This is a genomic window from Anaeromyxobacter sp. PSR-1, from assembly GCF_000964525.1.
In the GTDB taxonomy this organism is placed as follows: Bacteria; Myxococcota; Myxococcia; order Myxococcales; family Anaeromyxobacteraceae; genus Anaeromyxobacter.
The window spans coordinates 16,652-33,357 of record NZ_BAZG01000003.1 but is presented as its reverse complement, the minus strand read 5'-3'; the positions used below and the strand labels follow the sequence as shown (position 1 = coordinate 33,357).

13 protein-coding genes are annotated in these 16,706 nt (G+C 74.4%); 10 read left to right on the top strand and 3 right to left on the bottom strand.

The features are described from left to right. Positions 1-78 precede the first annotated feature (78 nt). From PSR1_RS01035 to PSR1_RS01025, 3 genes are read left to right on the top strand one after another with little or no spacing between them, the layout of a single operon-like run. Positions 79-525, top strand: a complete 447-nt coding sequence (locus PSR1_RS01035) for a low molecular weight protein-tyrosine-phosphatase (RefSeq protein ID WP_059435790.1) — start codon at positions 79-81, stop codon at positions 523-525. Continuing rightward, positions 522-1,616 carry a polysaccharide export protein gene (locus PSR1_RS01030; RefSeq protein ID WP_237757771.1) on the top strand — a complete coding sequence of 365 codons (1,095 nt, stop codon included), beginning with the start codon at positions 522-524 and terminating at the stop codon, positions 1,614-1,616. Before PSR1_RS01035 ends, PSR1_RS01030 begins: the two co-directional genes overlap by 4 nt. After that, on the top strand, positions 1,616-3,853 hold the full coding sequence (locus tag PSR1_RS01025; protein ID WP_059435788.1) for a polysaccharide biosynthesis tyrosine autokinase: 2,238 nt from the start codon (positions 1,616-1,618) through the stop codon (positions 3,851-3,853). The genes PSR1_RS01030 and PSR1_RS01025 overlap by 1 nt, the downstream gene beginning before the upstream one ends. A 130-nt stretch (positions 3,854-3,983) precedes the next feature. Here PSR1_RS01025 and PSR1_RS01020 read toward each other — a convergent pair whose 3' ends face one another. From PSR1_RS01020 to PSR1_RS01010, 3 genes are read right to left on the bottom strand one after another with little or no spacing between them, the layout of a single operon-like run. Then, positions 3,984-4,415 carry a hypothetical protein gene (locus PSR1_RS01020; RefSeq protein WP_059435787.1) on the bottom strand — a complete coding sequence of 144 codons (432 nt, stop codon included), beginning with the start codon at positions 4,413-4,415 and terminating at the stop codon, positions 3,984-3,986. 16 nt (positions 4,416-4,431) lie between these two features. Next, positions 4,432-4,914, bottom strand: a complete 483-nt coding sequence (locus PSR1_RS01015) for an anti-sigma factor (RefSeq protein WP_059435786.1) — start codon at positions 4,912-4,914, stop codon at positions 4,432-4,434. After that, the gene (locus PSR1_RS01010; protein WP_059435785.1) at positions 4,907-5,536 is read right to left on the bottom strand and encodes a sigma-70 family RNA polymerase sigma factor; all 630 of its coding nucleotides are present in this window, start codon (positions 5,534-5,536) and stop codon (positions 4,907-4,909) included. Before PSR1_RS01010 ends, PSR1_RS01015 begins: the two co-directional genes overlap by 8 nt. Before the next feature lie 207 nt (positions 5,537-5,743). Between PSR1_RS01010 and PSR1_RS01005 the strand changes: the two genes are divergently transcribed. The 7 genes from PSR1_RS01005 to nagZ all read left to right on the top strand — a co-directional run bounded on the left by PSR1_RS01005 (position 5,744) and on the right by nagZ (position 16,671). After that, positions 5,744-9,097, top strand: a complete 3,354-nt coding sequence (locus PSR1_RS01005; protein ID WP_059435784.1) for a DUF4175 family protein — start codon at positions 5,744-5,746, stop codon at positions 9,095-9,097. A gap of 83 nt (positions 9,098-9,180) precedes the next feature. Further along, positions 9,181-10,851, top strand: coding sequence for a tetratricopeptide repeat protein (locus PSR1_RS01000; RefSeq protein ID WP_237757770.1), 1,671 nt, complete (start codon positions 9,181-9,183; stop codon positions 10,849-10,851). Continuing rightward, positions 10,848-11,867 (top strand): MoxR family ATPase, encoded by a 1,020-nt coding sequence (locus tag PSR1_RS00995; protein ID WP_059435782.1) that lies wholly within the window; start codon positions 10,848-10,850, stop codon positions 11,865-11,867. The genes PSR1_RS01000 and PSR1_RS00995 overlap by 4 nt, the downstream gene beginning before the upstream one ends. A 282-nt stretch (positions 11,868-12,149) precedes the next feature. After that, positions 12,150-12,491: a GIY-YIG nuclease family protein gene (locus PSR1_RS00990; protein ID WP_202813213.1), complete on the top strand. Its 342-nt coding sequence runs from the start codon at positions 12,150-12,152 to the stop codon at positions 12,489-12,491. Next, positions 12,488-13,396 (top strand): DUF58 domain-containing protein, encoded by a 909-nt coding sequence (locus PSR1_RS00985; RefSeq protein WP_059435781.1) that lies wholly within the window; start codon positions 12,488-12,490, stop codon positions 13,394-13,396. Before PSR1_RS00990 ends, PSR1_RS00985 begins: the two co-directional genes overlap by 4 nt. Beyond that, positions 13,393-15,546, top strand: coding sequence for a BatA domain-containing protein (locus PSR1_RS00980; RefSeq protein ID WP_059435780.1), 2,154 nt, complete (start codon positions 13,393-13,395; stop codon positions 15,544-15,546). Before PSR1_RS00985 ends, PSR1_RS00980 begins: the two co-directional genes overlap by 4 nt. A 27-nt stretch (positions 15,547-15,573) precedes the next feature. Continuing rightward, on the top strand, positions 15,574-16,671 hold the full coding sequence (gene nagZ, locus PSR1_RS00975) for a beta-N-acetylhexosaminidase (protein WP_059435779.1): 1,098 nt from the start codon (positions 15,574-15,576) through the stop codon (positions 16,669-16,671). Positions 16,672-16,706 lie beyond the last annotated feature (35 nt).

Genomic DNA, 16,706 nt, shown 5'->3' with positions numbered 1-16,706 from the left:
GACGACGCTCTCACGCCGGCGGCGGCTCGACTTGACGCGCAGCGTGGGGTAAAACGCGGCTCTTTCCGCCCCCCTACGATGCTCGACCGCGTACTCATGGTTTGCGTCGGCAACATCTGCCGCAGCCCGATGGCCGAGGCCCTTCTGCGGGCGCGGTTCGAGGGACGGGCCGGCGCGCGCGTGGAGTCCGCGGGCGTGGCGGCGCTGGTGGGCCGCCCGGCCGACGAGAGCGCCCGCGAGCTGCTGGCGGCGCGCGGCATCGACCTGTCGGCGCACCGGGCGCGGCAGCTCACCCCGGCGCTCATCACCGGCTTCGATCTGGTGCTGGTGATGGAGGAAGGCCACCGGCGCGAGGTGGAGGCCATCGCCCCGGGCGCGCGCGGCCGCGTGCAGCGCCTGGGCCGGTTCGGCGGGTTCGACGTCCCGGACCCCTACCGCCAGGGCCGCCCGGCGTTCGAGCGCGCGCTCGCGCTCATCGAGCGCGGGCTCGACGACTTCGAGGAGAAGGTGTGGAAGGTCTCGTGAGACGCAGCGTCCTCCTGATCGCCCTCGCGCTGTCCGGCTGCTCCACGATCTCCCCGGGCCTGCACATGAAGGAGTCCGCGCTCGAGGGGCGCGGCGAGGACGGCAAGGACGTGAAGGTCCTGCCCATCACGCCGGCGCTGCTGGTGGAGCAGGCGGGGGCCCGCGCCCGCGCGGCCGGCGCCCGCGCCGCGGATCCGCTCGCCGAGACGCTCGCCGGCTACCAGTACCGGGTGGCGCCCTACGACGTCCTCTCCATCATCGTGTGGGATCACCCGGAGCTGACCATCCCGGCCGGCGAGTACCGCCCGCCGGAGCAGACCGGCAACCCGGTCAACGCCGACGGCACCATGTTCTACCCGCACGTCGGGGTGGTCGAGGTGGCGGGGAAGACGCTGCCGGAGATCCGCGCGCTCCTCACCGAGCGGCTCCGCAAGTACGTGGCGAACCCGCAGCTCGACGTGCGCGTGGCCGCGTTCCGCGGCAAGCGCTTCCAGGTCACCGGCGAGGTGGTGCAGCCCTCCACGCTCCCGGTCACCGACGTGCCGGTGCGCGTGCAGGACGCCATCGCCTCGGCGAAGGGGCTCACCGCGAACGCCTGGACCCGCACCGTCACGCTCACCCGCGCCGGCAAGACCTACGCGCTCGACCTCCAGGCGCTCTACGAGGAGGGCGACGTCTCGCAGAACTGGCTGCTCCAGGACGGCGACATCCTCAACGTCCCGAGCCGCGAGCAGAACAAGGTCTTCGTGCTGGGCGAGGTGCGGAAGCCCTCGTCGAAGCTGATGGCGAAGGGGCGCATGAGCCTCGCCGAGGCCATCGGCGACTCGGAGGGCTTCGACCCGCTCACCTCGAACCCGGGCGAGGTCTACGTGCTCCGCGGCCGCTACGAGGCGCCGCGCGTCTTCAAGCTCGACGCCTCCAGCGCCGACGCGCTCCTGCTGGCGGTGCAGTTCCAGCTCGAGCCGTACGACGTGGTGTTCGTCTCGCAGTACAAGCTCACCGACTGGAACCGCGTCATGACGCAGATCCTCCCCACCGTGCAGGGCATCTGGCAGACGGTGGACGTCGGCAACCGGACGGGAGTGTACTGATGACCCCGAAGCCCGGAGGCCCCGCCCTGGAGATGGTCGCGGAGCGGCGCGGCGCGCCGTCGCCCGAGCCGGCCTACGACGGCGGCGACGGCGACGAGGTGAGCCTCTCCGAGTACCTCGACGTGCTGGTGCAGGGGCGCTGGCTCATCGCCGGCGCGGCCGCGGTGGCGCTGGTGCTCGGCGTCTCCTACGCGCTGCTCGCCACGCCGGTGTACCGCTCCGACGCGCTCGTGCAGGTGGAGGACAAGAAGGGCGGCACCGGGGCGCTGGGGGATCTCTCGGCGCTGTTCAGCGAGGCCTCGCCGGCCGAGACCGAGATGGAGATCCTCCGCTCGCGCTCGCTGGTCGGGTCGGTGGTGGATACGCTCAAGCTCGAGATCACCGCCGAGCCGCGGCGGTTCCCGGTGGTCGGCCGGTTCCTGGCGCGCCGCCACAAGGACGGCGCGCCGGCCTCGGCCCTGCCCGGCTTCGGGCGCTTCGGCTGGGGCGGCGAGAAGCTCACCATCGGCCGGCTCTCGGTGCCGGAGGACCTCGAGGGCGAGCCGCTCACGCTGGAGGCCCGCGAGGGCGGGCGCTTCGCGCTGCTCGATCCGGACGGCGAGCCGCTCGTGGAGGGCGCGGTGGGCGCGGCCGCCTCGGGCCGGCGCACCGAGGTGTTCGTGGCGGAGCTGGTGGCGCGCCCGGGCACGCAGTTCCGGGTGTCGCACCAGCCGCGCGACGCGGCCATCGCCGCGCTGCAGGAGGACCTGCGCATCTCGGAGAAGGGCAAGAAGACCGGCGTCCTCCAGCTCGCGCTCGAGGACGAGGACCCGGCCCGCGCCGCCGCCATCCTCGACGCGCTCTCCAGCGCCTACCTGCGCCAGAACGTGGAGCGGAAGAGCGCCGAGGCCGAGAAGACGCTCGAGTTCCTGGAGACGCAGCTCCCCGAGCTGCGCGGCAAGCTCGACGTGGCCGAGCGCGACCTCGAGACCTACCGGTCGGCGAAGGGCAGCGTGGACGTCTCCATGGAGACGCAGGCCGCGCTCACCCGCGCGGTGGACATCGAGAAGGCCGCCTCCGAGCTGCAGCTCGAGATCGCCTCCCTGCGCCAGCGCTTCACCGAGGACCACCCGCTCCTCATCGCCGCCCGCCAGAAGATGGGCCGGCTGGAGGAGGAGCGGCGGAACCTCGAGGCGCGCATGCGCAAGCTGCCGGAGGCGGAGCTGGAGTCGGCCCGGCGCCTGCGCGACGTGAAGGTCGCGAACGAGCTGTACCTCACGCTCCTCAACAAGGCGCAGGAGCTGAAGGTCGTGAAGGAGGGCACGGTCGGCAACGTGCGCATCCTCGACGCCGCGCTCGTGCCGCTGAAGCCGGTCGCGCCGAAGCGCGGCGCGGTGGTCGCGCTGGCGCTCCTGCTCGGCCTCGCCGGCGGGGTGGCGCTCGCGTTCGTGCGCCGGGCGCTCGACCAGGGCGTCGAGGATCCGGACGCGCTGGAGCGGGCCACCGGGGTGGGCGTGCACGCGTCGGTGCCGCACAGCACCGTCGAGGTCGCGGCCAACCGCGCCGCGGGCCGGGGCGGGGCGTACCCGGTGCTCGCCCGGAGCGATCCGAACGACCTCGCGGTCGAGGCGCTCCGCAGCCTGCGCACCAGCGTGCAGTTCGCGCTCCTCGAGGCCTCGTCCAACGTGGTCACGGTGGGCGGCCCGGCCCCGGGCATCGGCAAGTCCTTCGTCACCGCGAACCTCGCGTACCTGCTCGCCGAGGCCGGGAAGCGCGTCGCGGTGGTGGACGCCGACCTCCGGCGCGGCCACCTGCACCGCTTCCTGGGCGGCGAGCGCGCGCCGGGCGTGAGCGACGTGCTGAGCGGGCAGCACACGCTCGCGAGCGCGCTGCGCGAGACCACGCACGAGAAGATCGGCCTGCTCACCACCGGCACCATCCCGCCCAACCCGGCCGAGCTGCTCGGCTCGGAGCGCTTCCAGCGCCTGCTCGAGGAGCTGTCGGCGCAGTGGGACGTGGTGGTGGTGGACACCCCGCCCATCCTGGCGGTCGCCGACGCCGCGCTCATCGCGCGCCAGGCGGGCGTGAACCTGTTCGTGGTGAAGGCCGGCAAGCACCCGATCCGCGAGATCCAGGCCGGCCTGCGCGCGCTCACCCGCAGCGGCGCCCGCATCCACGGGATCGTGATGAACGACGTGCGCCTCGACCGCGGCCTGGGCCGGCGCAGCGCGTATCACTACCAGTATTCGTACAAGTAGGGTCCCTCGACCGCCGCTCACCCTTCGACAGGCTCAGGGTGAGCGGTTCTCGGAAGCCGCTCATGGTGAGCGGAGGTCATCCCGCTCACCCCGAGCGTAGCGCCGCGAAGCGGCGCGGAGTCGAGGGGGCCTACGGCCCCGCGATCACCGTCAGGAAGAACGCGGCGCCGCTCTTCTCGCCGGTCACCTGGTGCACGATGCGCTGGCCGCGCTCGACGGTGAGCCGGGACTGGGTGTTGCGCGAGGCGAGCGCGACCTCGAGGGTCACGGTGTTGCCGCGCTGCTCCTGCAGCGTCACGCCCACGTGATCGCCGTCGGGCAGGCTCACGAACTCGGTCTTGCCGCGGGTGAGCGAGACCTCCTGCTCGGAGGTCTGCTCCCAGCGCACGTACGCGAGCGGCGAGAGCTGCCGCTTGAGGTTGGCGAGGCGCGGGTCGATGTGCGGCGGGCCCTTGCGCGAGCCCTTGATGAGCCGGACGTGCACGGGCACGTCGGCCCGGGAGACGGCGGGGGCGAGGGTGACCAGGGCGAGCAGGGCGAGGAGGAACGAGCGGCGGGTCATGACCTCTCCGGGCGGCTCAGGAGCCGGATCCCTCGTCGTCGTCGTCGAGCAGCACCACCGGCCCGTCGGACGTCTGGATGACGGTCGAGACGTTGCCCTCGCTGGAGAACTCGAGGAGCGCCATCTCGCCCGGCTGGCTGCCTTCCCAGCGAACGTACAGGAACACGGCCACCGCCGCCACCGCCGGGGTCAGCGCCGCGGCGGTGCCGCGCCAGTGGCGGCGCAGCCAGGACAGGACGCCGCGGGGGGCGGGCGCCTCGTGCCCGATGCGCGCCATCACCTGGTCCACGAACGGCGCGAAGTCGCGCTCGGCGGCGCGGGCGAGCAGGGCCTCGGAGACGAGCCCCTCGGTGGCGGCCAGGTCGAGCGCGCGGGCCCCGCAGGCGTCGCAGGCCTCGAGGTGCGCCGCGAGCGCGCGCGCCTCCTCGGTGGAGAGCTCGCCCTCGCGGGCGCCGATCATCGGCGCGTACCGGACGCAGTCGCTCTTGGCCCTAACCATCGCCCTGCCCGTCCTCTCCGCCCTCCGGCCCGTCCGCCGCGGCGAGCCCCGCGTACTCGCGGAGCGCGGCCTGCATCTTCTTCCGCGCGTGGAACAGCCGGCTCATCACCGTGCCCTTGTGGATCTCGAGCCGCTCCGCCAGCTCTTCGTACGACAACCCCTCGACCTCGCGCAGTACCAGGATCGTGCGGTGCTTCTCCGGGAGGGTCGCCAGCGCCTCCTGGATCTTGCCGGCCAGCTCGCGCCGGAGCGCGTTCTGCCGCGGGTCGTTGCCGAGCGCGGTCGAGAGGATGCCCTCGCCGCCCTCCTCCAGCTCCGCCTCCTGCACGTCGTCCATGTCCTGCCGCTGCGAGTGCCGCTCCCGCCTCACCGCGTCGATGGAGAGGTGGGTGGTGATGCGGAACACCCAGGTCGAGAAGGCCGAATCGCCCTTGAAGTCGCCGAGGTGGCCGTGGACGCGGACGAACGCCTCCTGGGCGACATCCCAGGCCAGGTCCGGATCTTTCACGATGCCCAGCGCCACGGCGTAGACCTTCCTCTGGTAGCGGACGACGAGCGCGCGGAACGCGTTGGCGTCACCGGCCTTGGCTCTCGTGACCAGCGCGTGGTCGTCGGCTTCCATCGGAGGGACGGGGCGTCCGGGTGGGAAATTCACGGGACGGTGCGGCAGGCTAGCACGGGCGCCGCCGGGGGAGGGTCTCCACGCCGATCGCGCCGCGGCGATCCGCCGCCCGGGCGGAGCGGATCGGCTCACCCCGCGCGTTCCCCCGCGTTATCCTTCCGGGAACCGCCGGAATGTGCGGTGGCTACCACGGTTCGACAGGGGCACATGGCCGGCGCCTACGCAGATATCGCCCGCGTCCTCCAGGGGGCGCGCAGGCGGCAGGTCCGGGTCGTCCTCCTCACGGCGGCGGCCGGGGGCGGCGCCGCGGCCCTGCTCTGCCTGCTCGCCGGCGCGATCGCCCTCTCCGCGGGCGCCCGGACCGGCTTCCGCCTGGTGGCGCTCGCCGGCGCCGGCCTGGCCGTGCTCGGGGCCGCCATCGCCGCCGTCCGGGCGCTCCTCCGCGGGGCGCGCGACGACGAGGCGGCCGCCCGCGCCGTGGCCTCCGGCGAGCCGGCCCTCCGCTCCGCGCTCCTCTCCTCCGTGGAGCTGGCCCGCGCCCGCCCGCTCCTCGCCGCGTCCGGCGAGCTTTCGGTCGAGCTGCTGGACGCGCACCTCGACCTCACCGCCGAGCGGGCCCGCGGGCTCGACCTCGCCCGCGCCATCCCGGACCACGGGGCCCGCCGGGCGGGGTGGGCGCTCGCCGCGGTGCTGGGCCTCCACCTGCTCGGGCTCGCCGGCCTGGGGCAGGGGTTCCGCGCCGCCTACGGCCGCGTCCTCGGGGGCGATCCTCCCGGCGCGCCGGCGGTGCAGGCGGACCCGATCACCGGCGACATCGAGCTGACCTACCGCTACCCGGCCTACATGAAGCGCGACCCGCGCACGCTGTCGGGCACCGGCGGCGAGGTGCGCGCGCCCCGCGGCACCGAGGTCGAGCTGAAGACCCGCGCCGACCGGCCGGTGGTCGCGGCGGAGCTCGTGATCGAGCAGGAGGGGCTGGTGCCCGCTCCCGCTCGCCCTTCGACGGGCTCAGGGCGAGCGGATGACTCGAACTCCGCTCACCCCGAGCCTGTCGAGGGGGGAGCGGCGCAGGGGACCGGGGCCGGGGGCGAACCAGATCCGCTCACCCCGAGCGTAGGCCGGGCGCCAGCCCGGCCGGAGTCGAGGGGCCGTCCTTCGACAAGCTCAGGACGAGCGGATGAATCGAAGTCCGCTCACCCCGAGCCTGTCGAGGGGCGAGCGGACTCCCCCGTCCTGAAGCGCCGCGCCCTCGCCGTCGCCGGCGGCCGGGACCTCTCCGGCCGCTTCGTGGTCGATCAGGGCGGGAGCTATCGCTTCCGCTACCTGGACGCGAAGGGCCGGGTGGTGGCCGAGGGGCCGCCCATCCCCATCGCCGTCGAGGTGGACCTGCCCCCGCAGGCGCGCATCACCGCGCCGGAGCGCCAGCTGGAGGTGGACGCGAACGCGGTGGTGGCGATCGAGTGGCAGGCCGAGGACGACGTGGGCCTGTCCGAGGTGGCGCTCGTGGTGAAGCCGCCGGCGGGCGAGCCGCAGCGCCGCGTCCTGCGCAAGGGCGACGGGCTGCGCCGCGACGGCGGCACGCAGCAGCTCGCGCTCGCGCCGGAGCGGCTCGCCGAGGGCGAGGCGCTCGAGTACTGGATCGAGGCGGTGGACGGCGACACGGTCTCGGGCCCGAAGACCGCCGCCTCCGAGCACCAGCTCGTGAAGGTCTACTCCGAGGCCGAGCACCGCCGCGCGGTGCTGGAGCGCGCGCGCCAGGCGTTCGAGGAGCTGGTGGCGCTGCTCGGCGACCGGCTCGAGACGCTCTCGGACGGTCCGGTCGCGACCGCGGAGCGGCTGCCGGTGGCGCAGCAGCTCGACGCGCGCACGCGCCGGCTCACCGACATGCTGCGCGACGCCGCCCGCGAGCTGCGCCGCGATCCCGCCGGCGCCCGCGAGGTCGCGGCCGCGCTGCAGAACGTGTCCGGGAACGTGCGGGTGGCCGAGCAGCGCGTCGCCGCCCTCCGCGCCGCCATCGGGCAGGCGATCCGCGTGCGGGTGAGGCCGGACGCCTCGCTGGTGCGGAACATGACCTCGGCCGACGCGGCGCTCGACGCCACCATGGAGAAGGGCGTCCTGTACCTCGAGCAGCTCCTCGACAAGCAGCGCGCCCAGGACCTGGTGCGCCTCGCCAAGGACCTGGCCCAGCGGCGCCGCGACCTCGCCGGCCTGCTCGAGAAGTACCGGGCCTCGCCCACCGAGGCCGCGAAGAAGGAGGTCCTCGCCCAGATCTCGCGCATGAAGGACCGGGTGAAGGACCTGCTCGCGCGCATGGCCGAGCTGTCGAAGGGCTTCAACGACGAGCACATGAACGAGGAGGCGCTCGCGGAGCTGGCGAGGTCGCAGGACCTCGTGGGCGGGCTCGACGACGTCGAGAAGAAGCTCGCGGCGGGCGACGTCGAGGGCGCCATGAAGGCGCTCGACCAGCTGGCGGGCGCGATGGACCAGATGCTGGCCGGCCTGGAGCGCACCGCCGGCCGCCCGGACGAGAAGGCGCAGCAGCTCATGAAGGAGATGCTCGCGTTCAAGGACCAGCTCGAGCAGGTGCAGTCGGAGCAGCGGCGCACCGCCGAGGAGACGGACCAGGTGCGCCGGCGCTACCGGCAGAAGATCGCCGACCGCATGAAGGGCGCCGAGGGCGACCTGAAGCGGCTCGCCGAGCTGGCCGGCAAGGCGCGGCAGGACCTCGACCGCGCCGAGCCCGGCGTCACCATGCGCGCCGAGCCGGAGTACGAGCTGTCGCGCGAGGCGCTGAAGGACCTGGAGCGGGCGCTGGGGATGCGCGAGCTGGAGGGCGCGGCCGAGGCGGTGATGCGGGCGCAGCCGTCGGTGGAGCGGCTCGCGATGGAGCTCGACGAGGACGCGGCGCTCGGCGACCGCGGCGCGCCGCTCACCGGCCGCGAGCCGGAGCAAGTGGCCGACGCGCGCAAGCACGCCATGGACGCGGTGCCGAAGGTGCGCGAGATCCGCGAGAAGCTGCAGCGCATGTTCCCGGACCCGCGCCAGGTGCTGGGCCAGGAGGAGCAGCGGAAGCTGGGCGAGCTCGCGCAGAAGCAGGACCAGCTCGAGCGCAAGGCGGGGCGGCTCCAGTCGCAGCTCTACGACCTCTCGCAGAAGGCGCCGGTGTTCCCGCCCTCGGCGCAGCAGGAGCTGTCCGAGTCGCGCGGCCACATGGGCGAGGCGGCCGCCGAGCTGGGCGCCCGCAACCCGCAGCGCGGCCACGGGCAGCAGGAGCTGGCCATGGACGCGCTCTCGCGCCTGCAGAAGGGGCTCGAGGAGGCGGCGAAGAAGGGCGGCGGGTCGGGCGGGGGCCAGGGCTTCCCGTTCCCGTTCGCGGAGTCGGGCAGCGAGCAGGAGGGCGACGGCCGCGAGGCCTCGCGCGAGAAGGTGAAGATCCCGGGCGCCGAGGCGCACCGCGTGCCCGAGGAGTTCCGCAAGGACCTGCTCGACGCCATGAAGCAGGGCGCGCCGGAGCGGTACCGCGGCGAGGTGCAGCGCTACTACGAGGAGCTGGTCAAGTGAGGGCCGCCATCGCCCGATGCGAGCCGTCGCCGCCCGTCCTTCGACAGGCTCAGGACGAGCGGTGTTCGGGAGGTTCGCTCGCGGTGAGCCCGTCGAACCGCGAGCGGAAGCGCAGGATCGCTGCAGGGCTCCTCGCGGCGCTGGCGCTCGTCGTGATGGTGCCGGCCTCGGCTCAGGCCGCCCCTTCGACTCCGGCGCGGCCTGGCGGCCGCGCCTACGCTCAGGGTGAGCGGACAGAGGTGGACCGCACCGCCTTCAAGGCCCTGAAGCTCCTCGCGCAGGAGGACCTGCCTGCGGCTCGGGCGCTGCTCGAGCCGCTCGAGCCGTTCGAGGACGCGCCGGACGCGGTGAAGCTCGCCGGCGGCGTGCTGCGCTTCTTCGACCAGCGCTACGACGACGCCATCGCGCTCATCACCGCCTCCGGCGCGGGCAAGGCGGGCGGCTACCTGGAGCTGGCGCGGGCGGCGCGCGAGGTCACGAAGGACCACGCCCGCTCCGAGAGCGAGCACTTCGTCGTGTCCTACCCGAAGGGCAAGGACGAGGTGCTGGTGCCGTACCTGGTGGACGCGCTGGAGCGGCAGCGCGCCGCGCTCTCGAAGGCGCTCGGCGAGCCGCCGGCGCGCCGGCTCACCGTCGAGATCGTGAACGACGTGAAGGAGCTGGCGAAGGTCTCGACGCTCACCGAGGCGGAGATCCGCACCAGCGGCACGGTGGCGGTGGCGAAGTTCGGCAAGCTCATGCTGCTGTCGCCGAAGGCGCTGCTCAAGGGCTACGACTGGCTCGACACCGCCGCGCACGAGTACACGCACGACGTCGTCACCGCCCGCACCGGCAACCGCGCGCCCATCTGGCTGCAGGAGGGGCTCGCGAAGTGGTTCGAGTCCGCCTGGCGCGGGCGGGTCGATCCGCTGAGCCCGATCTCGGCGGCGCTGGTGAAGGACGCGATCGCGAAGAACACGCTCGTCACCTTCCAGGAGATGCACCCCTCGCTCGCGAAGCTCCCGTCGCAGGAGCGGGCCGCGCTCGCCTACGCGCAGGTGGTGCTGGCGGTGGAGTACCTGGTGAAGCGCTCCGGGCCGGAGGTGCTCGCGCGCGTCACCGGCCTGGTGGGCGAGGGCGTCGAGGCCGACGAGGCGGTGGCGCGGGCCACCGGGATGCCGTTCGAGCGGTTCCTGGGCGAGTGGCGGAAGTACATGGCGGCGCGCCCGCTCCCGCGCGGCGGCGAGCACGAGCTGAAGAAGCTCCGCTTCAAGGACGACCCGAAGCACGGCGGCGCCTGGGCCGAGTGGGCCGAGATCCCGGACCCGGAGGCGCGCGGCTTCGCGCGGCTCGGCGAGATCTACCGCGCGCGCGGGCGCTGGGCGGCGGCGCGCATCGAGTACGGCAAGGCGCATGCGCGCGTGGGCGCACGGTTCCCCATCCTCTCGGGTCAGCTCGCGCTCGCCGCGACCATGTCCGGCGAGGGCGAGGAGGCCGAGCAGGTGCTCCGCGGCGCGCTCGACTGGAACCCCGACTACCCGGCCCTGAACGTCCAGCTGGCGCGGCTCCTGTACGAGCGCAAGGAGCTCGCCGCCGCGCGCGACCGGCTGCTGGTCGCGAACCGGCAGGACCCCTTCGACCCGGAGATCCACGCCGGCCTGGCCCGCGTGCTCACCGCGCTCGGCGACCCCGGCGGCGCGTCGCGCGAGGCGCGGTTCGAGCGGATACTGGGCGGCCGAGACGCAGAGGGCGCACGCCCGGAGGAGCACCCATGACCGACGTCCCGAACGCCCCGCCGCCCCTCCCCGCCCCCGAGTCCGACCTGCGCGCCGTGCAGGAGCTGCACGAGGCGCGGCGCATGCTGCTCGGCGAGATCGAGAAGCGCATCGTGGGCCAGCGCGAGGTGGTGGACGCGCTGCTCGTGGCGCTGTTCGCGCGCGGGCACTGCCTGTTCGTGGGCGTGCCCGGTCTCGCGAAGACCCTGCTCATCTCCACCGTGGCCGAGGTGCTCGACCTCTCCTTCAACCGCATCCAGTTCACGCCCGACCTGATGCCCTCCGACATCACCGGCACCGACGTGCTGGAGGAGGACCACACCACCGGGCGCCGCGCCTTCCGGTTCGTGCAGGGGCCGATCTTCGCGAACCTCTTGCTCGCCGACGAGATCAACCGCACGCCGCCGAAGACGCAGGCGGCGCTCCTGCAGGCCATGCAGGAGTACCGGGTCACCGCCGGCGGCGAGACCTACCCGCTCGACCTGCCGTTCCTGGTGTTCGCGACGCAGAACCCCATCGAGCAGGAGGGCACGTACCCCTTGCCCGAGGCGCAGCTCGACCGCTTCATGTTCTACGTGCCGGTCGGCTACCCGAGCGCGACCGAGGAGCTGGAGATCGTCCGCTCCACCACCGTCGCGAAGCGCCCGGCGCTCCGGCGCATCCTCTCGCCCTCCAAGATCCGCGAGCTGCAGGACCTCGTCCTCCGCGTCCCCGCCGCCGACCACGTCATCCAGTACGCCGTCGAGCTGGTGCGCCGCACCCGCCCGAACGAGCCCGGCGCGCCGCAGTTCGTGAAGGAGAACGTCTCCTGGGGCGCCGGCCCGCGCGCCAGCCAGTACCTCATCCTCGGCGCCAAGAGCCGCGCCATCCTCGACGGCCGCATGGCCGCGAGCGAGGAGGACGTGAAGGCGCTCGCGAAGTACGTGCTCGTGCACCGCGTGATCACGAACTTCCGCGCCGAGTCCGAGGGCGTCACCAGCGCCCAGATCGTGGAGCGGCTGCTGGAGGGGAAGTGAGCGAAGGGGGTAGGCAGGGCAGTTGCACCCCGCTCATGGTTCGTCCCTCGACTCCGGCCGCGCCTGACGGCGCGGCCTACGCTCGGGATGAGCGGGGGTTCAAATGATCCGCTCACCCTGAGCGTAGGCGGGCCGAAGGCCCGCCGGAGTCGAAGGGTCACCCCGAGCGGATTCCAGCCCGCTCACCCTGAGCTTGTCGAAGGGTGAGCGGGGGACGCGGAGCAGGCAAGGCAGTTGCACCCCGCTCATGGTTCGACAGGCTCACCATGAGCGGAGCGTCAGATGGCTCACCAGCGCGGGATCCACTTCTTCGTGTACATGCTTCGTTGCAGCGACGGCAGCTACTACGTCGGCCACACCGACGACCTGGACACGCGCGTGGCCCAGCACCAGGACGGCGCGTTCGGCGGATACACCGCCACCCGCCGCCCCGTCGTGCTGGTCTGGAGCGCCGAGTTCGCGAGCCGGGACCAGGCGTTCCTGCGCGAGCGCCAGGTGAAGCGCTGGGGCCGGGCCAAGAAGGAGGCGCTCATCCGCGACGACTGGGGCGAGATCCGCCGGCTGGGGCTCGGACGCGACCGGCCGGATCGCGGCCCCTCCAACGGCGAAGGCCCTCCCCGATGACCGACCCCCGCAAGCCCCCGCTCCTCGACCCCGCGGTCCTCGCCCGGCTCGGGACGCTGAAGCTGCGGGTGCGCGCCATCACCGAGGGCGTGCTCACCGGGCTCCACAAGTCGCCGCACCACGGGCAGTCGGTCGAGTTCGCGGAGCACAAGGAGTACGCGCCGGGCGACGAGATCCGGCACATCGACTGGAAGGCGTACGGGAAGTTCGACAAGTACTACGTGAAGCGCTTCGAGCAGGAGACGAACCTCCGCGCGTACCTGGTGGTGGACGCGTCCGGCTCGATGGGCTACCGCTCCGACCCCGCCGGCATGACCAAGCTCGAGTACGCGAGCGCGCTGGCGGCCTCGCTCGCGTACCTGCTGGTGCGCCAGCAGGACGCGGCCGGGCTGGTGCTGGTGCAGGGGCAGGTGGCGGGCGCCATCCCGCCGCGCGCCTCGGCCGGGCACCTCGTGCCGGTGCTGGACGCGCTCGAGTCCGCGAAGGCCGAGGGGACGACGCGGCTCGCGGCCGCGGTGGACTGGGTGATCGAGCACGCGCCGCGCCGCTCGTCGGTGCTGGTGTTCTCCGACCTGTTCGACCCCGACGCCCAGGTGCTCCGGCAGCTCGCCCAGCTCGGACGGCGCAAGCACGAGGTGACGCTGTTCCACGTGCTCGACCGCGCCGAGCTGGAGTTCCCGTTCGACGACCCGACGCTGTTCCTCTCCATGGAGGACACGCGGCAGGTGGAGGCGCACGGGCGCGACGTGCGGAAGGGCTACCTCGACGTGCTGGGGCGCTGGCTCGAGGAGGTGAAGCGCACCGCCGCCGAGGCCGACGTGGACTACGCGCTCTGCCGCACCGACCGGCCGCTCGAGGAGGTGCTGCTCCCGTTCCTGGCGCGGCGCGAGAGGTCGGCGGCGTGAACCTCGGCTTCGGGAACCCGGCGCTGCTCTGGGGGCTGCTCGCCGCGGCCATCCCGCTCGTCGTGCACCTGTTCTTCCGCCGGCGCCCGCGGCCGACGCCCTTCCCCGCCATCGACTTCGTGCTCCGCGCGCGCCGCGAGACGCAGCGCCGGCTGCGCCTGAAGAAGGTGCTGCTCTTCACCGCGCGCACGCTGCTCCTCGCCGCCATCGCCGCCGCCATCGCGCGCCCGCGCGCCGAGCAGCCCGGCGACCCGGCCCAGGCGGTCGCCCGCGGCCCGCGCGCCACCGCCATCGTGCTCGACGCCTCCGGGTCGATGCGCTACCGGCTCGGCAACCGCCCGCTGTTCGACCGCGCCCGCGCCGACGCGCTCGGCGCGCTCGCGGCGCTCGCGCCGGAGGAGCCGGCCACCGCGGTGGTGTGCGGGGCCGGCGCGCCGCAGGCCGAGGCGCCCTCGTTCGACCGCGCCGCGGTGCGCCGCGTGCTGGAGCGCGCGCAGCCGAGCGCGGCCTACTCCGACCTGAGCGCCTGCGTGGGCGCGGCGCTCCGCGCGCTCGTCTCGGCGAAGGCGCAGGAGGGCCTGCCGAAGCGCGTGGTGGTCGCGACCGACCTCGCCGCCTCGGCCTGGCGGCTCGACGGGCCGGCGCCGGCGGTCGAGGGGCCGCAGGGCGCGGTGCGCCCGGAGGTGAGCGTGCTCGACGCCGCCCGTGGCGAGGGGCTCCCCAACCACGCGGTGGTGGGGCTCGAGGCCGAGCCGGATCCCGCTGCCGGCCCGCGCGGCTACCGCGTCACCGCGCTCCTCGCGAACCACGCCGCCGCGCCGCTGAAGGACGCGCCGCTCCTGCTCACCGTCGGCACCGGCCCCGCCGCGAAGACGCCCATCCGCGCCTTCACCGAGGTGCCGGCGGGCGGCGCCACCCGCAAGTCGCTGCTGCACGCGTTCGCGGAGGGCGGGCCGGCGGTGGTGCAGGTGAGCCTGCCCGAGGACGGGCTGCCCGACGACGACGCCCGCGCGCTCACGCTGGTGGTGCCGCGCGAGGTGCGGGCGCTGGTGGTGGACGGCGCGCCCTCGCCGGTGAAGTACCGCGACGAGGCGTACTTCGTGGAGTCGGCGCTCGCCTCGCCCGCCTCGCCGGTGCGCCCCACGCTGGTGGACGCGGAGGCGTTCCCGCGCACCGACCTGTCGAAGTTCGACGTGGTGTTCCTGCTCAACGTCCGCACGCTCGGGGGCAAGGCCGCGGAGCTGGCCCGCTTCGTCGAGGCGGGCGGCGGGCTGTTCGTGTCGCTCGGCGACCAGGTGGATCCGGAGCTGTACGGCCGCGAGCTGGGACCGCTCCTCCCCATGCCGCTCCACGTGGAGAAGACCGCCGGCGCGCGCGGCGATCCGGCCGGCGCGCTGCGGGCGGCCCGCTTCGCCGAGGTCGCCTGGGACCACCCGGCGCTCTCGATCTTCACCGGCGACGCGCGCGAGGGGCTGCTCGGGGTCCGGACCGGCCGCTACATGCTGGCGAAGCCCGGGGCCCGCGGCGCCGCCCCGCAGGTGCTCATGAGCTTCGACGACGGCGCGCCGGCGCTCGTCGAGGCGCGGCGCGGCCGCGGGCGCGTGATGCTCTTCACCTCCAGCGCCGACCGCGACTGGACCGACTGGCCCATCCGCACCAGCTTCCTGCCCGCCATGCAGCGCTTCGCCGGCTACCTCGCCGGCGCGCTGGAGGAGCGGCGCGAGCCGCCCAGCGTGGTGGGCGCGCGGCGGAAGCTCCGGCTCGGCCAGGGCGAGGCGCTCGTGTCGCTCGTCGGGCCGGACGGCCGCGAGCGGTCCCGCGCCGAGCTGGAGCGCGACGGGCTGACCGAGGAGAAGCCGGGCGTGCTGGAGCTGTCGCCGGCGGAGCCGGGCCTGTGGCAGGTGAAGATCGCCGCCGGCGGGCAGCAGCGGGTCGAGCCGCGGCTCGCGTTCGCGGTCGCGTTCGACCCCCGCGAGTCGGACACCCGCCGGCTCGAGCCCTCGGAGCTGACCGCCTGGTTCGGCGGCGCCGCGCACGCCCGGGTGGACGGCGACGCGCGGGGCGCGGGCGAGCGGCAGCTCCCGCTCTGGTCCATCCTGCTCGCGCTGGGGGTGGCCGCGTTCTTCCTGGAGGGGCTGTTGCTGGCGTGAGCCGGTTCCTCGGCTAGGATCCGCCCCGTGCCCACCCCGACCTCCCTCGACGCCCAGGTCGCCGGCCTGTTCTGCGTCGGCTTCGACGGCAAGACCGCCTCGCCCGAGGTGCTGGAGCTCATCCGCCGCGGCGTCCACGGCGTGGTGCTGTTCGCCCGGAACGTGGAGAGCGCCGAGCAGGTGGCGGCGCTCACCGCCGAGCTGAAGCGCGCGGCGGGGCGGCCGCTCCTCGTCGCGGTGGACCAGGAGGGCGGGCGGGTGGCGCGGCTGCGGGCGCGCCACGGCTTCACCGAGCTGCCGCCCATGCGCGCGGTGGGCGAGGTCGGCGACGCCGGGCTGGCCCGCGAGGTGGGCGCGCTGCTGGGCCGCGAGCTGCGGGCGGTCGGGATCGACCAGGACTACGCGCCGGTGGTGGACGTGGACACCAACCCCGCCAACCCGGTCATCGGCGACCGGAGCCTCTCCCGCGATCCGGAGAGGGTCGGCCGGCTCGGCGCCGCCATCGCGCTCGGGCTCCAGTCGGCCGGGGTGGCCGCCTGCGCGAAGCACTTCCCCGGCCACGGCGACACGAGCCAGGACTCGCACACCGACCTGCCCCGCCTCCCGCACGCGCTGGAGCGGCTCCGGGCGGTGGAGCTGGCGCCGTTCCGCGCGCTGGCGCGCGCCGGGGTGGCCTCGGTGATGACCGCGCACGTGGTGTTCGAGGCGCTCGACCGCGACCGCCCGGCCACGCTCTCGCCGGCGGTGATGCGGCTCCTGCGCGAGGAGGTCGGGTTCGACGGCTGCGCCATCTCCGACGACCTCGAGATGGAGGCGGTGGCCGGGCACTTCCCGCTGGAGGAGTCGGCGCCGGGGGCGGTGGCGGCCGGGGTGGACGCGCTGCTCGTGTGCCACTCGCCCGCGGTACAGCACCGGGCCATCGACCTGGTGCGGGCCGCGGTGGAGGCGGGTCGCATCCCCGAGGAGCGGGTCGCCGAGGCCCGGGGCCGGGTGGGTCGGCTGCTCGCGTACGCGGGTCCGCCGCCGGACCCGGCCCGGGTGCGCGAGCGGCTGCGGACGCCGGAGCACCTGGCGCTGGTCGAGAACGTGCCGGCCCTGGAGATCGGCCGCGACCCCACCGCCTGACGGTAACTTGTGGGGCGGTCCCCGCCTCGACTAGA

Excerpts from the sequence above, each read along its gene's own strand:
- PSR1_RS01035 (WP_059435790.1), top strand. The coding sequence starts at position 79 with ATGCTCGACCGCGTACTCATGGTTTGCGTCGGCAACATCTGCCGCAGC.
- PSR1_RS01025 (WP_059435788.1), top strand. The coding sequence starts at position 1,616 with ATGACCCCGAAGCCCGGAGGCCCCGCCCTGGAGATGGTCGCGGAGCGG.
- PSR1_RS01020 (WP_059435787.1), bottom strand. The coding sequence starts at position 4,415 with ATGACCCGCCGCTCGTTCCTCCTCGCCCTGCTCGCCCTGGTCACCCTC.
- PSR1_RS01015 (WP_059435786.1), bottom strand. The coding sequence starts at position 4,914 with ATGGTTAGGGCCAAGAGCGACTGCGTCCGGTACGCGCCGATGATCGGC.
- PSR1_RS01010 (WP_059435785.1), bottom strand. The coding sequence starts at position 5,536 with ATGGAAGCCGACGACCACGCGCTGGTCACGAGAGCCAAGGCCGGTGAC.
- PSR1_RS01005 (WP_059435784.1), top strand. The coding sequence starts at position 5,744 with ATGGCCGGCGCCTACGCAGATATCGCCCGCGTCCTCCAGGGGGCGCGC.
- PSR1_RS00995 (WP_059435782.1), top strand. The coding sequence starts at position 10,848 with ATGACCGACGTCCCGAACGCCCCGCCGCCCCTCCCCGCCCCCGAGTCC.
- PSR1_RS00990 (WP_202813213.1), top strand. The coding sequence starts at position 12,150 with ATGGCTCACCAGCGCGGGATCCACTTCTTCGTGTACATGCTTCGTTGC.
- PSR1_RS00985 (WP_059435781.1), top strand. The coding sequence starts at position 12,488 with ATGACCGACCCCCGCAAGCCCCCGCTCCTCGACCCCGCGGTCCTCGCC.